This window comes from Agrobacterium deltaense RV3 (assembly GCF_900013505.1).
Taxonomy (GTDB): domain Bacteria; phylum Pseudomonadota; class Alphaproteobacteria; order Rhizobiales; family Rhizobiaceae; genus Agrobacterium; species Agrobacterium leguminum.
Map to the genome: position 1 here is coordinate 2049262 of NZ_LT009745.1, position 14847 is coordinate 2064108.

General features: G+C 59.6%; 11 protein-coding genes, 1 tRNA gene and 1 pseudogene. 6 read left to right on the forward strand and 7 right to left on the reverse strand.

From position 1 onward, the window contains the following. Positions 1-977: IS4 family transposase (locus AGR7B_RS10380; protein WP_080857034.1), on the reverse strand; the 977-nt coding region annotated here is incomplete at its 3' end. Positions 978-1082: 105 nt separating this feature from the next. Between AGR7B_RS10380 and AGR7B_RS10385 the strand changes: the two are divergent. Beyond that, positions 1083-1325 (forward strand): annotated as a pseudogene (locus AGR7B_RS10385) (MFS transporter); the annotation flags it as partial. Between the two features lie 190 nt (positions 1326-1515). Here AGR7B_RS10385 and metH read toward each other — a convergent pair. Continuing rightward, a complete protein-coding gene (gene metH / locus AGR7B_RS10390) occupies positions 1516-5289 on the reverse strand; it encodes a methionine synthase (protein WP_080857057.1) in 3774 nt (1257 codons plus the stop codon). A 192-nt stretch (positions 5290-5481) separates the two neighbouring features. On the opposite strand from metH, the gene AGR7B_RS10395 reads away from it, so the two are divergent. Further along, positions 5482-6729 carry an AGE family epimerase/isomerase gene (locus AGR7B_RS10395; RefSeq protein ID WP_080856596.1) on the forward strand — a complete coding sequence of 416 codons (1248 nt, stop codon included), beginning with the start codon at positions 5482-5484 and terminating at the stop codon, positions 6727-6729. A 144-nt stretch (positions 6730-6873) separates the two neighbouring features. Here the strand turns inward: AGR7B_RS10395 and AGR7B_RS10400 are convergent, their stop codons facing one another. Together AGR7B_RS10400 and AGR7B_RS10405 are read right to left on the reverse strand one after the other, a co-directional pair. Then, positions 6874-7434, reverse strand: a complete 561-nt coding sequence (locus AGR7B_RS10400) for a dual specificity protein phosphatase family protein (RefSeq protein ID WP_080857058.1) — start codon at positions 7432-7434, stop codon at positions 6874-6876. Positions 7435-7645: 211 nt separating this feature from the next. Continuing rightward, positions 7646-8098 (reverse strand): hypothetical protein, encoded by a 453-nt coding sequence (locus AGR7B_RS10405; RefSeq protein WP_080856597.1) that lies wholly within the window; start codon positions 8096-8098, stop codon positions 7646-7648. 443 nt (positions 8099-8541) lie between these two features. Here AGR7B_RS10405 and AGR7B_RS10410 point away from each other — a divergent pair, with 443 nt between their 5' ends. Next, entirely contained in the window at positions 8542-9174 is a 633-nt protein-coding gene (locus tag AGR7B_RS10410) for an outer membrane protein (RefSeq protein ID WP_065655776.1), read from the forward strand. 211 nt (positions 9175-9385) lie between these two features. Beyond that, positions 9386-9757, forward strand: a complete 372-nt coding sequence (locus AGR7B_RS10415; RefSeq protein ID WP_035261012.1) for a hypothetical protein — start codon at positions 9386-9388, stop codon at positions 9755-9757. Between the two features lie 173 nt (positions 9758-9930). Here AGR7B_RS10415 and AGR7B_RS10420 read toward each other — a convergent pair. Further along, positions 9931-10006: transfer RNA gene (locus AGR7B_RS10420), tRNA-Ile, on the reverse strand. 180 nt (positions 10007-10186) lie between these two features. On the opposite strand from AGR7B_RS10420, the gene AGR7B_RS10425 reads away from it, so the two are divergent. Next, a complete protein-coding gene (locus AGR7B_RS10425; RefSeq protein ID WP_065655757.1) occupies positions 10187-10930 on the forward strand; it encodes an SIMPL domain-containing protein in 744 nt (247 codons plus the stop codon). A 184-nt stretch (positions 10931-11114) separates the two neighbouring features. Here the strand turns inward: AGR7B_RS10425 and AGR7B_RS10430 are convergent, their stop codons facing one another. Together AGR7B_RS10430 and AGR7B_RS10435 are read right to left on the reverse strand one after the other, a co-directional pair. Beyond that, a complete protein-coding gene (locus tag AGR7B_RS10430) occupies positions 11115-11450 on the reverse strand; it encodes a hypothetical protein (protein ID WP_065655756.1) in 336 nt (111 codons plus the stop codon). Positions 11451-11600: 150 nt separating this feature from the next. Continuing rightward, positions 11601-12023 carry a secondary thiamine-phosphate synthase enzyme YjbQ gene (locus tag AGR7B_RS10435; protein WP_065655755.1) on the reverse strand — a complete coding sequence of 141 codons (423 nt, stop codon included), beginning with the start codon at positions 12021-12023 and terminating at the stop codon, positions 11601-11603. A gap of 253 nt (positions 12024-12276) precedes the next feature. Between AGR7B_RS10435 and AGR7B_RS10440 the strand changes: the two genes are divergently transcribed. Then, entirely contained in the window at positions 12277-14829 is a 2553-nt protein-coding gene (locus tag AGR7B_RS10440) for an HWE histidine kinase domain-containing protein (protein WP_078051819.1), read from the forward strand. The last annotated feature ends 18 nt before the right edge of the window (positions 14830-14847 follow it).

The following is a 14847-nucleotide window of genomic DNA, read 5'->3' on the forward strand; positions in this document are numbered from 1 at the left end:
GCGATCAGGGCGACAGCGATCTGGATGCGCACGGCATTTTCTGACGTGCCGAGAAAATGGCTGATCTTCAGCGTCTGCTTGACCCAGCGGAAGAACAGTTCGATCGCCCAACGGCGCTTGTAGAGATCGGCGATCTCGTGAGCCGGTGCATCGAGATCATTGGAGAATATGCGCAACACCTTTCCCGTCTCGGTCCTGATGGTGATCTCGCGGACCGGATCGCTGAACGGATTTTTGCGGCTTTTGGCCTGGCGGGCCGGCAACAGGCCGATGCGGTCGGACAGGATGACACCGTCGCCGTCCACCGCCTGCTCATGGGTGACCGTCAGCGGCGTATGCGACTTGAACCGGGTGACGATCCGGCATCCGGCTTTGTCCAGCTTGGCCCACCAGCCGAAATCATAATAGCCAAGATCAAAGACATAGGTTGCGCCTGATGCGATCGGCATGGCCTTGGCAGCCGTGATGTCGTTGATATTGGCCGGCGTGACCGCCGCATAGATCGGTTGTTCGGCATCCGCATCGTAGACGATGTGGACCTTGACGCCGCAGGCTTGATGGGAAAACCGCGCCCACTGCGATCCGGCACCGGAGAGGCGAACCCCTGTCGCATCGATGAGGTAGGTTGCCTCGCCCACCGCCCGGCGCAGGCCGCGTCCCGCCATCGCCACCATCTGCGCAAACAGCCCGGCAAAGACAGGGCTCGGACGCAGACGATTGGCATCGGCAAGCGTCGAGCGCGACACCGGCTTTGCGCCGACATGATAGAGCCGTGCAGAGTGGCTCTCCAGGCCAAAGACGATCTCGCGCAGGCTCACCGAACCCGCCAACTGCCCATACAGGAGGGCGACGAACTGGCTTTTGGTCGACAGCCGGCGGACATGCTTGTCAGCCCCGTGTTCATCCACAAGCCGCTCAAACGCCGCCCAGGGAATACGCTTCAAAAGATCATGAAAGACGCTATTCTTGTGCCGCACGGTGTTGCTCCTCTTTCGTGTCCGAGATCGTCGCCAAACGCTCGAATACGAGTAGAATCAACACCGTGCGCCATGTCCACCAAATTTAAACCGGACAGCAGTGGCGCCTTCCCGGCCTCGGTCCGCTTCTCCGGCCTCTCCTTCGCCTATAACGTCTCCTATGCCGTCTTCGGCGGGCTGACGCCGATTGGCGTGACCACGGCGCTTGCGATCAACCCCATGGCCCACGCGTGGTATCTAGTCTTCATCGCCGTCCTCGCCTTCTGCATTGGCCTTTACCTCTATCTGCGCGGCAGCGAGGTGGAGAGCCATGTCGGCATCGAGGAACTGGCCGCGTTAAAGTCGTAAAAGACGACATCAACGAAAAGCGCGGGGCATGCCCGCGTCGCTCGACGTCATCCTTGGGCTTGTCCCAAGGATCTAATCACAGTCGATAAAATCGAAACGTTGCAGATGCTCGGGACAAGCCCGAGCATTACGGAAGAGAGGTTTCAGGGCTTAGTCCCTGAAAGCTATTTGACCACCTTTGCCCAAAACCTCACGCCGCGCTATCAATTTCCTCGGCAGCATTCGTCGGCACGTAGTTGAGGACAGGGCCGAGCCAGCGCTCCACTTCCTCAACCGGCATATCCTTGCGGCGCGCATAATCCAGCACCTGATCACGCTCCACCTTGGCGACACCGAAATAATAGCTCTCGGGATGGCCGATATAGATGCCCGAGACGGAGGAGCCCGGCCACATGGCATAACTTTCCGTCAGTTCCACACCCGCCGCATTGGTGGCATCCAGCAGGGCAAACAGCGTCTTCTTTTCGGTATGATCGGGCTGGGCAGGATAGCCGGGCGCCGGGCGAATGCCGGCATAGGCTTCGCCAATCAGCTCATCGCCGTTGAAGTTTTCCTGCGGCGCATAACCCCAGAACTCCTTGCGCACCCGCTCATGCATGCGCTCAGCGAAGGCTTCCGCGAAACGGTCGGCCAGCGCCTTGACGAGAATGGACGAATAATCGTCATTCGCCCGCTCGAAACGCTCGGCAATCGCTACTTCCTCGATGCCCGCCGTCACCACGAAGCCGCCGACATAATCGGCAACGCCGCTATCGACAGGTGCGACGAAATCCGACAGCGCCACATTGGGGCGACCGTCGCGCTTGGAAAGCTGCTGGCGCAGCGTGAAGAAGGTCGCAAGCTCTTCGCCGCGGCTTTCATCCGTGAACAGCCGGATATCGTCACCCACGGCGTTGGCCGGCCAGAAGCCGATCACCGCGCGCGGCCGGAACCAGTTTTCCTCGATGATCTTCTTCAGCATCGCCTGCGCATCGCTGTAAAGCTGCCGCGCCGCCTCGCCCTGCTTTTCATCATCGAGAATGGCAGGGAAGCGGCCCTTCAATTCCCAGGTCTGGAAGAAGGGCGTCCAGTCGATGTAACGGGAAAGCTCTTCCAGATCATAAGTTTCGAACACTTTGGTGCCGAAGAACTGCGGCTTGACGGCGCTATAGCTCGACCAGTCAATCTTGTGCGCATTCTCGCGGGCGCGGGAAAGCGGCAGGCGCTGCTTTTCGCGCTCATTGCGGGCGTGCGCCTCCGCCACCTTGGCATATTCGCTGCGAATACCGTCGATATAAGCGGGCTTCTGCTCGGCAGAGAGAAGCGCCGACACGACGCCCACCGCACGCGAGGCGTCGGTGACATAGATTGCCTGCCCCGCCTCGTAACGCGGATGGATTTTCACCGCCGTATGCACACGGCTCGTCGTCGCGCCGCCGATCAGCAGCGGAATATCGAAACCCTGCCGCTCCATTTCAGCCGCCACATGCACCATCTCGTCCAGCGACGGGGTGATGAGGCCGGAAAGGCCGATCACATCCACCTTTTCGGCAATCGCCGTTTCGAGGATTTTCGTCGTCGGCACCATCACGCCGAGATCGATGATCTCGTAATTGTTGCAGGCGAGAACGACGCCGACGATATTTTTGCCGATATCGTGCACGTCGCCCTTCACGGTCGCCATCAGCACCTTGCCGGCGGCGCTGCGTTCCGCACCGCCGTTCTGGCGCTTTTCCTCTTCCATGTAAGGCAAAAGCACGGCAACCGCCTGTTTCATCACGCGGGCAGATTTCACCACCTGCGGCAGGAACATCTTGCCCGAACCGAAGAGATCGCCGACCACATTCATGCCGGCCATCAGCGGCCCTTCGATGACATGCAACGGGCGCTCCGCCTTCTGGCGCGCCTCTTCCGTATCGGCCTCGATATATTCGGTGATGCCGTTGACCAGCGCATGTTCCAGCCGCTTTTCAACGGGCAGCTCGCGCCAGGAAAGGTCCTGAACCTTGGTATCCTTGGCGCCCGTACCACGGAAACGCTCCGCGACCTCCAGCAACCGTTCCGTCGCGTCGTCGCGGCGGTTCAGCACCACGTCCTCGCAGGCCTCACGCAGTTCCGGATCGATATTGTCGTAAACCGCAAGCTGCCCGGCATTGACGATGCCCATATCCATACCGACCTGAATGGCGTGGTAAAGGAACACGGCATGCATCGCCTCACGCACCGGCTCATTGCCGCGGAAGGAGAAGGACAGGTTGGAAACGCCGCCGGAAATATGCGTCAGCGGCATGGTTTCGCGGATGGTCTTAGTGGCTTCGATGAAATCCACGCCGTAATTATTGTGCTCCTCGATACCCGTCGCGACGGCAAAGACGTTGGGATCGAAGATGATGTCTTCCGGCGACAGGCCCGCCTTTTCGGTCAAAAGCTTGTAGGCACGCGAGCAGATCTCGACCTTGCGCTCGTAAGTATCGGCCTGCCCGACCTCATCGAAGGCCATGACCACGACCGCCGCACCGTAATTATGGACGAGCCGCGCCTGCTGGAGAAACTTCTCCTCGCCTTCCTTCAGCGAAATGGAATTGACGATCGACTTGCCCTGAACGCATTTCAGGCCGGCCTCGATGATCTCGAACTTGGATGAGTCGATCATCACAGGCACACGGGCGATATCCGGCTCGGCGGCGATGAGGTTCAGGAACTCCACCATCGCCTTTTCGGAATCGATCAGACCCTCATCCATGTTGATGTCGATGATCTGCGCACCGTTTTCCACCTGATCGCGGGCAACAGCCAGCGCCGCCGTGTAATCACCGGCGGTGATGAGCTTGCGGAAGCGGGCCGAGCCGGTGACGTTGGTGCGCTCGCCGACATTGACGAAGGGAATGTCCTTGGTCAGCACGAAAGGCTCGAGGCCCGAAAGCGACATGAAGGGCTTGTGCTCGGGAATTTCGCGCGGCTTGTAGCCTTTCACAGCCTCCGCAATCGCCCGGATATGCTCCGGCGTCGAACCGCAGCAGCCGCCGACGATGTTGACGAGACCGTCGCGGACAAAGCCCTCGACCTGACGCGCCATCATCTCAGGTGTTTCGTCGTACTGACCGAATTCATTCGGCAGGCCGGCATTCGGATAGGCGCAGACGAATGTATCGGCCACGTCAGACAGTTCCTGCAGGTGCGGACGCATGGCGTCGGCACCCAGCGCGCAGTTCAGGCCGATGGTGAAGGGGTTGGCGTGGCGCACCGAGTTCCAGAACGCCGAAGGTGTCTGGCCGGAAAGCGTGCGGCCGGAAAGGTCGGTGATCGTGCCGGAGATCATCACCGGCAGGCGGATGCCCTTGGCCTCGAAACGCTCCTCGCAGGCGAAAATCGCAGCCTTGGCGTTCAGCGTATCGAAAATCGTCTCGATGAGGATGATGTCGGCGCCGCCATCGATCAGGCCGTCGATCTGCTCGCCATAGGCGATACGCAGGTCGTCGAAACTGACGGCGCGGTAACCGGGATTGTTGACGTCAGGCGAAATGGAGGCCGTGCGGTTGGTCGGGCCGATGGCGCCCGCCACGAAACGGCGGCGGCCATCTTCCCGCTCGGCGCGCTGGGCGGCACGGCGGACAATCGCGGCACCCTCGCGGTTAAGGTCGTAGACGGCGTTTTCCATCTCGTAATCGGCCTGCGCGATACGCGTCGACGAAAACGTGTTGGTTTCGAGAATATCCGCACCCGCCATGGCGTAGCGGTAATGGATGTCTTCGATGGCATCCGGCTGGGTCAGGATCAGAAGGTCGTTATTGCCCTTCTGGTGACAGGCACAGCCGATAAAACGATCGCCACGAAAATGGTCTTCGTCAAAACCCAGCCCCTGGATCTGCGTGCCCATGGCGCCATCGAGAATGAGGATGCGTTCGCTGGCGGCATCGCGCAACGCCTTGAAAATTTCCGCGCCGTCACGCTTTGCCCCTTCAGGGCCGAACAGATCGTCAAACACGGGCATACTCCTCATTTCGATTTGCAAGATCGCAAGCCGTCAAGTCACATAAAGATATGTTTATGTCAATATATCTTCAAGGGACAGGCATGGCTTTGCGCAGTTGCAGCACGTTACGAAATATCGCTGACAGATGACAGGTTTATACAGCAAGGATATAAGCCGAAGCAGCAAACCGCATGGAGGACGAGAATGCCCGAGGACGATCACAACAGCCGCAACTGGAACACCCTGCCCTGGCATCGCCAATGGCTGGTAAAACAGGCCGAGGGACTTTTCGATTTCTTCCAGTATCGTGCCCTCAACCCTGCCGGCGGCTTCTTCGATCTCGATGCCAAAGGCGCGCCGTTGCAGCCAAACGACCCCGTGCGCGGCATTCACGCATCCGCCCGCATGGTCCATTGCTTCTCCATCGGCCACTTGCTCGGCCGTCCGGGCTGCGGGGATATCGTCGATCACGGCATGACCTACCTCTGGAACAGGCACCGCGATGGCGAGCATGGCGGTTATTTCTGGCAGGTGAACGATGCCGGCCCAGTGGACGCCACCAAGCAGGGTTACGGCCATGCCTTCGTGCTTCTGGCCGCCTCTTCCGCCAAGACCGTCGGCCACCCACTGGCCGACAAGATGCTGGCCGATATTACCGAGGTTCTGGAAACCCGCTTCTGGGAAGAAAAACACGGCGCCATCGCCGAGGAATTCCATCGCGACTGGTCGCCCATCGAGAGTTACCGCGGCCAGAACTCCAACATGCACCTGACCGAAGCGCTGATGGCGGCCTATGAGGTTACCGGCGACAATAGCTACCTCAGCAAGGCGGAGCGCATCGCCGACCTCGTCATTCGCCGCCGCGCCGGCGAGCTGGACTTCCGTGTACCGGAGCATTTCGACGAGAACTGGACACTCGACAAGGAGTATCGCGGCAACGAAATGTTCCGCCCCTCCGGCTCCACCCCCGGCCACTGGCTGGAATGGGCGCGCCTCATCCTGCAATTATGGGTGCTGGGCGAGCGCCGCCATGACTGGATGCCGGTGGCTGCGAAATCGCTGTTCGTGCAATCCATGGCGCTCGGCTGGGACCGGGAAAAGGGCGGCTTCTTTTATACGCTCGACTGGAACGACAATCCTGACAAGCGGGCGAAGCTCTGGTGGCCCATGTCCGAGGCGGCGGGCGCTGCCCACTTCCTCAACGAGAACCTGCCGGCGGACAACTTCTATGAAGACAGCTATCGCCGCATCTGGAGCACCATCGCCAACAATTTCATCGACCATGAGAATGGCGGCTGGCATGAGGAGCTGACGGAAGATTTGGTTCCCGCACACACGCTGTTCCCCGGCAAGGGCGATATCTATCACGCGCTTCAGGCGTGCCTCATCCCGCTTTTCCCGGCGACGGGAAGCCTGACGAAGGTGATCAGGGAAAGCGGCGGGGATTATTGAGGCGCTCTGCGCAACCGTCCGTCATGCCGGCCTTGAGCCGGCATCCAGCCACGGCGCGTCTGCGCCCTAAAAGAGTCTTTTGCGATCAATGACTTGATCGCACTGGACCCCGGATCAAGTCCGGGGTGACGATGTATGGCGGCGTCAAAACCCGATGGTTTCTTCGAAATCGTCCCAGGACTGGTACATTTCATAACGCCCGATACCGGGGATCGGCACATGCCCGTAATAGGGGGAAAGCTGAAATTCTGCGGCCGCCTCGCTCTTGCCGGCCACGGCAGCCACATAGATGGCGGAGGCAAGCCCGGTGCGGTTCGCGCCATGTTCGCAATGGATGAGAACAGGTTTTTCCGCATTGCGCAGCACGGCCGCCAGCGTTTCCGAATCGTCCACCGAGACCTTTTCGCTTGAACTCAGCGGATAATCGACAAGCCGGATGCCGTTGTTCCTGGCCGCAAGGCTTTCGGCATCATACCAGCCTTCACGCTTTTCATCGCGCAGGTTGATGATCGTCTTGATGCCATAAGCCTTGGCATAGGCGGCGATGTCCTTGCCGCTCGGCTGGGCCGAACGATAAAGCTCTCCGGGAATGACTTCATGAAAATTTCCGGTCAGTTGACCGATGCCCATATGCGCACCCGCCAGAACCGGCAGGGCGACAAGGCCGATGGCGGTTATTTTCAGAAACTTCAGAACACTACGCAAAACATCAACCCGCGACATTCATCGAATGGAGGGGGAGATGGCATCGCAAATGGACGAAAACAAGTCAGCGACTGCCCCAGCCGGTTCCGTTGCGGACGATGGGAATTTACCCATCCGCCCGAAACCGCTGTGATGCAGGGATTTTCCGGCCGCCGCTCACCGGCGCGAAATTTTTCAAAATGCCGTGATAACGGGCAGCCACACGAACCGCTCAGTCGAATTCCGCGGAAATGACGGTAACACGCCATTCCAGCCGTTGCGGCTCCACCCTTTCATTGTTGCGCATACGGAACGCCCGGCAGGCCGAGAAAGTCTCCCCGGCTTCGATCCGTCTTTCGCTCACCTGATAGGGATCGAAGGAAACGGAGGCACGGAAGGCCGGTTCGAACCCTTCGAGCGTATAGGTCAGCCGCTGTACGGCGACATCATTGTCGTTGCGGAAGCTGACGCGGATCGGCAGTGCCGCATCCGGGCAGGCCGCATCGAATCCGGCGCTGGCGACGATATGGTCGAGCCGCTGGTTGCCGCGCCACCAGTCATAAATCACAAAGGCGGCGGTGACCGTCCAGATCAGCAACAGGCAAATGACAACGGATTTGAGATGCCGCGGAAATGCAATGAGGGCGAGAAGAAGAATGGCGCTGAGAACGGCTCCGACAATCACGTCGCCCCTCCTCCGCTAAAATAAAGCCTCATACGATCTCATCCTCCCCATGCCCTTTCCGCCCGCAACGATCCCCCTCACCGGGAAGTCGCAACGGTGTAGTCTCAACCGCAGCTTATGCCGCCGGCGATGCGGCGAAAACATCGACTCCGCCATAGTCTACCACAACTCTATGGTCGCGCCCTGCGCTGTCAAGACAACCAAGCGTGACGTCGGCTGGGCGCTCTGCCGGACTTTTGACGAAACGGCGAAGGGAACCAAACACGGCCAAAGACGTTCGCCGCATCAGAACAGCATGGCGGGGCGATAAAAAGCCGCGATCCGGGGCAAGACGGCCAGCAACGCCGGGAGGACACGAGCGCATCTTGGAACCGCCGAACCCCGCCCCATATTAAAAGCAGCTAATCTATGCTATGGATGTCAGTCAGCTCAGGGAGAAAACGATGAAAACGCTGATCGTAACGTCACTTCTGGCCCTTTCCGCCAGCACCGCAATGGCCGCGGATGCCGTCTACGAAACGCCGGCACCTCCGGTCGCTCAGGAAACCCTGCCGGTCTTCACCTGGTCTGGCCCCTATCTTGGTATCCAAGGCGGCGCGGGCTGGGCGAATGGCGATTTTTCGGCGGGCGGCCCCGTCGCTTCGGATAATTTCAATGGCGGCATTCTGGGCGCCTTTGCCGGTTACAATTACCAGTTCGACAATAATTTCGTCGTCGGCATCGAAGGTGACGTCGATTATAACTGGAACGACAATGACTATGCCGGTGTGCAGATCGGCACCGACTGGCAGGGCTCCGTCCGCGGCCGCGTCGGTTATGCCTTCGACCACGCCCTGCTCTATGCCACCGCCGGCTGGACCGCGACTCGCGGCTTTATCGAAACGCCCGGCGCCGGCAAGGACAGCACTACCTTCAACGGCTATACCGTTGGCGCGGGTCTGGACTATGCCTTCACCGACAATGTGTTCGGCAGGCTGGAATATCGCTACAACGATTATAGCGACAAGGACATCTTCGGTATCAACACCGATGTCGATCAGCACACTGTGAAGGTCGGTCTCGGCGTGAAGTTCTGATCGCGACCAATGGACTTCGACAAAAAGCCCGGCCATCCGCCGGGCTTTTTCGTCACTGAAAACCTGAACCGGCTTGAATTCTTACATTCTGAAATCAGAGAAATATGAACTGTGCAGAAATGGAATATTCACAGGCCGTTCACCCGTCCCGTGCCATGATCCGGGCATAATGAGCCTCTATCTCCCGAAGCAGGCTTATGGAGTAGCCCCGATGAAAAAGATAATTCTTTCCACTATTGCCGCGCTTGTCGCCACCGGCAGCATTTTTGCATCCTATGGCACCGCTGCCGCGCAGGACTATCCCTATCGCCCACGCTATGACCGTGGCTACGACCGCGGCGGCCCACCCCCGCCGCCCTACCGCGAACACCGCCGCCACAATGACGGCGCAGCGATCGCCGGCGGCCTCGCCGCAGGCGTCATCGGCGGCCTGATCGGCGGCGCCATCGCCAATAGCAATAACGGCCCGCGCTACTACGAGCCGCCACCGCCGCCCCGCCCGCGCTGCTGGTTCGAAGACCGCCGCGTTCCCAATTCCTATGACGGCGGCTGGCATACGGAAAGTATGCGGGTCTGCAACTGATATTAAAGCTTTCTCGATCCGGCTTGCCCCATCGGCACGCCGGATCGGCTCCGACGCATTCATTCCCCAGCCGGGCTGTGCCATCGGCATAGCAGAGATCACGCGTCAGACGTGACAGACGCGCGCTCGCGAAGAGCCGTAAAACATCCCAAGCAATTGATCTTGAAAGAAAATGGTGGGCCCGGAGGGACTCGAACCCCCAACCAAGCGGTTATGAGCCGCCGGCTCTAACCATTGAGCTACAGGCCCTTTTCGGAAAAACCAGTCCGAAACACCGGTTTCGCAATGGCTCGAATCCGGTGGGTCACGCTCTAACGTAATTTTTTGAGCCCGACAAGCCAATGATGCTTTCGCAAAGCAGTGCCGCCGTATTAGCTACACAATCTAAGGCAATACCCTTCAAAGGGACTCAATCAACGAGGAAACACCATGAAGACAAAAACGGCCCGCCTTTTCGCACTCACCGCAATGACCGCAGCAGCCATGATGCCGCTCGCCGCCCAGGTGTCTGCGCAGGAGGCTACTCCTCGCGAAGCCACCATTAGTGTTTCCGGTGAGGGCCAGTCGGCCATTGCCCCCGACATGGCGATCCTGTCCTTCAGCGTCGTCAAGCAGGCGGAGACCGCAGCTGCGGCGCTGACCGAAAACTCCAAGGCGCTTGCCGATGTTCTGAAGGCGCTGAAAGAGGCCGCCATCGAGGAGCGCGACCTGCAGACCAGCAATTTCTCGGTGCAGCCGCTCTACAAGCACTATGAACCCAAGGATGGCGTCTATGTCGCGCCCGAGATCACCGGTTATCAGGTGTCCAACGGCCTGACCGTGCGGGTGCGCGACCTGAAGAAGCTCGGCACGATCCTCGATACCTCCGTCAAGCTCGGCATCAACCAGGGCGGCGACATCACCTTCACCAATGACAAGCCCGAAGCGACGGTGACCGAGGCCCGCAAGCTGGCCGTTGCCGATGCGCTGGCTAAGGCGAAGACGCTGACGGAAGCTGCAGGCGTGAAGCTTGGCCGGGTCATTCAGATCAGCGAAAACTCGCAGCGCCCGATGCCGGTACCGGCGGGCGCGATGCGCGCTTCGATGATGAAGGAAGCCGACAGCGTTCCGATCGCTTCGGGCGAGAACAACTACAGCGTGGTGGTCAACGTCACCTTCGCTCTCGAGCAATAAGATCGACGGCGGGCGGCGCCTCGGCGCCGCTCCTGCCCCATCTTGCGTTCAGCCATTCACATAACCCGAAATAAAATGCCCCTCGCCTGCCTTTCCGGACAAGCGAGGGGCATTTTTGATCCATCTACCATACGGGGATATCGGCAGATCGATAAGGTCGCCGCTGTTAGCGGCGGATTACATTTTAGCGGCGGATGACGGGGCAGCCGCGCTCATTGGCGAAAACGACGCGGTCGCGGCCGTAACGGTTGAAGCCTGCCACAACGACACGGCGCGGCGATACATCAACCACGCGGGCGCGGCGAAGGCCCATGCGGCTCGCTTTTTCTTCCGCCAGCCAGGGCGAGCAGCCACGGCGCGGGCGATCCGGGCGACCCCAGCCGGGACGATGGCCATAGCCATCCTGAACCTGAACTCTGAACTGAACATCCGAGCCCGCGGAAGCCGCCGGCGCAGTGAAGGAAATTCCACCGAGGGCGATGAGGGCAGCCAGGCCGGCTTTTGCGAAGGTGCTGAACATGAACTCACTCCGTTGTTTCTTTGCCGACAGGGGAACATCCCCCGGCGATTGACGAGACCCTAGACTCGCCCGCCTGAATATCAGCAGAACCGAATGTTCAGCAGGCGTTCAGGGAGGTTAACGCGGAACGCCTCGATCCGGATCCGGATATCACGGCGAGATATGCAGCACGATTTCGCGCCGATGCGGCTCATCGCGGTGTTCGAAAAGATAAAGGCCCTGCCAGGTGCCGAGCACGAGCCTGCCGTCGCTGATCGGCACGCCGATGGAAGCCGTGGTGAGCGCCGATTTGATATGGGCGGGCATATCGTCGGGGCCTTCGAGCGTGTGGATGATCCAGCGCATGGAAGGATCGTCCGAAGGCGGCACGAGACGGGAGAAAAACATCGTGAGATCGCGCCGCACATCGGGATCGGCGTTTTCCTGGATAAGCAGCGAGCAGGATGTGTGCCGGACGAAGATCGTCAGCAGGCCTTCTTCCAAGCCGGCTTGGCTGACGAATGCCTTGGCCTCGGATGTGAATTCATAAAGACCCTGCCCCCGGGTGGCGACTATGATTTTTCTCTGCGGCACATTTTTTCCTTAAACGTGGTGGAACAAAATCGGCGCTGCCAACGTTTCAGCATGTCAAATTGTATCCAATGACGTAATGGATACGACAATAGCGTGATGACGGCCTATAAAAGCAGAACGGAAAACCGGCGTCACAGTTGCAAAAAACGGGGAAGGGTTGGCACTATCAGAATGAATTATTCAAGCTTACCCGTTCGTCGACGAACACAATATTCCCCGTACAAGACAGGCACAGGGTGCGAAAGACTGATTCATGGCCCCCAGTGACTATCATGTCGACCTGACCAATTGCGACCGCGAACCCATCCACATCCCAGGCTATATTCAACCGCATGGCTGTCTCATCGCCTGCGACAACGCCATGCGCATGGTGCTGCGGCATTCTGAAAACTGCCGCGAACTGCTGGGCGTCGAAGGCGATATCAATGGCAGGACGGCCGAGGAGGTGCTCGGCAAAAAACTCGTCCACGATCTTCGCAATGCGCTCACCGTCACCGGCAGAACCACGCGTCCCGCCATGCTGCCCGCCATGGAAATGAGCGACGGCCGCAGCTTCGATATTGCCCTGCATCGCTACAAATCCACCACGATCATCGAATTCGAGCCCTCGCGCAGCGAAACGCAGCCGCTGGGCACCGCCCGCAAGATGGTGGACCGCATCCGCGAGGCGGACAGCATCGAAAGCCTGATCTCCAGAACGACACGGCTGATAAAGGCGACGCTCGGTTACGACCGGGTGATGATCTATCGTTTCGAGGAAGACGGCGCCGGCAAGGTCGTGTCGGAAGCGAAGCAGCCGGAGCTGGAAAGCTTTCTCGGTCAATATTTCCCCGCCAGCGACATACCCCAGCAGGCCCGCGCGCTCTATCTCAAGAACACATTGCGCATCATCTCCGATGCGAGCGGCGCCCGGGTCTCCGTCCTTCCGGCACTCGACGCATCGGGCGAACCTCTCGATATGTCCTTTGCCCATCTGCGCAGCGTCTCGCCCATCCATTGCGAATATCTTCGCAACATGGGTGTTGCGGCTTCCATGTCGATTTCGGTGATTGTCGACGGTGCGCTCTGGGGCCTCATCGCCTGTCATCATTATTCCCCGCGCGTGCTGACGATGCCGGTCCGGATCGCCGCTGAAATGTTCGGAGAATTTTTCTCCATGCATTTGCAGGTCCTAAAGCAGAAGCGCAGGCTCGATACCGTAAACCACGCCCATGCCGCGCTTGACCGCTTCCTTCGGCTTGCCGCCCATCACGCCAACATCGAAGAACTGCTGATCGACAGCTTTCAGGATTTTGCCGATCTGATGCCCTGCGATGGCGTCGGCCTATGGGTGGGAAACAACTGGCACGGCCAGGGTGCAACGCCGCCGCATGACGCCATTCCAAGGCTGGCGCGCTTTGTTGCCTCGGCTTCAGAAGGCAGGGTCTGGGCGACGCACGCGCTGTCGCAGGCCATACCAGAGGCGGAAATCTATGCCGGCACCGCAGCCGGAATGCTCGCCATTCCACTCTCGCAGGTGAAGAACGACTATCTTCTGTTTTTCCGCAAGGAGATCGTGCAGAACCTGAACTGGGCAGGAAATCCGGAAAAATCCTATGAAACCGGTCCGATGGGGGATCGTCTCACGCCGCGCAAAAGCTTTGCAATCTGGAAAGAGACGGTGCGCTGGCAGGCTCAGCCCTGGTCGGAAGACGACCGGGAAATCGCCGAAGCGGCGAGGATTGCGCTGGTCGAGGTCGCATTCCATCACAGCGAGCTGATGGCGGGCGAAAGAGAGCGCGCGGAAGTGCGCCAGCGCATGCTGAACGAGGAGCTTAATCACCGCGTCAAGAATGTTCTGGCCATCATCAAATCGCTGGTCGGTAATCCCTCGCAGGAGGGCAAGACCCTGCAGGAATATGTGACCGCCCTGAAGGGCCGCATTCAGGCATTGTCCTTTGCCCATGACCAGATCATTCGCGGTGAAGGCGGCGGCGCGCTTCGCGATCTTCTGGATGCCGAGCTGTCGCCGCATCGCTCACCGGAAACCGTTGTGAAATTGACCGGCCCGCAAGTCACACTCGATTCGCGCGCTTTCTCCGTCATGGCTCTCGTTCTGCATGAGCTGGCGACGAACGCCGCCAAATACGGTGCGCTTTCGCAAAATGGCGGGCAATTGCACGTGCGCTGGACCATCGACGAGAACCGCGATTGCGAGATTGAGTGGCGCGAAATCCTGCCCACCAAACTGCCCCCGCCATCGCGCGCGGGCTTCGGCACCGCACTCATCAGCCGCAGCATCCCATACGATCTCGGCGGGCGCAGCACGATACGCTATTTGCCCGATGGGCTGGAGGCGGAAATTCTCCTGCCCTCCCGTCACGTTTCTTCGGCCATGGCAGTCGCCGACACGCAAACCGAAGATGAAACCGCGCCACAGCCCAGGCGCTATAACCGGGAGGAGCCGTTGAAAGTATTACTCGTCGAAGACCAGATGCTGATCGCCATGGATGTCGAGAACATGCTGGAAGACAACGGCATCAAGGCAATCGAAACGGCAACCTCGTCGGCAATGGCCATTGAAAAGCTGAAGACCTATGTGCCGGATGTCGCCATTCTCGACATCAATCTCGGCTCCGATACATCGATCCCCGTCGCCCGGGAACTCCACCGCCGCGGCATCCCCTTCCTCTTCGCCACCGGTTATGCGGATGGCAGCATGGTGCCGGATGAATTCGGCACCGTGCCGGTGATCAGGAAGCCCTATGATGAGGACGCGCTGATGGCGGGCATTGGGCTGCTGGTGGGGGATGCGGAGCGGGTTTAGGAGACTAATGATTGGGAA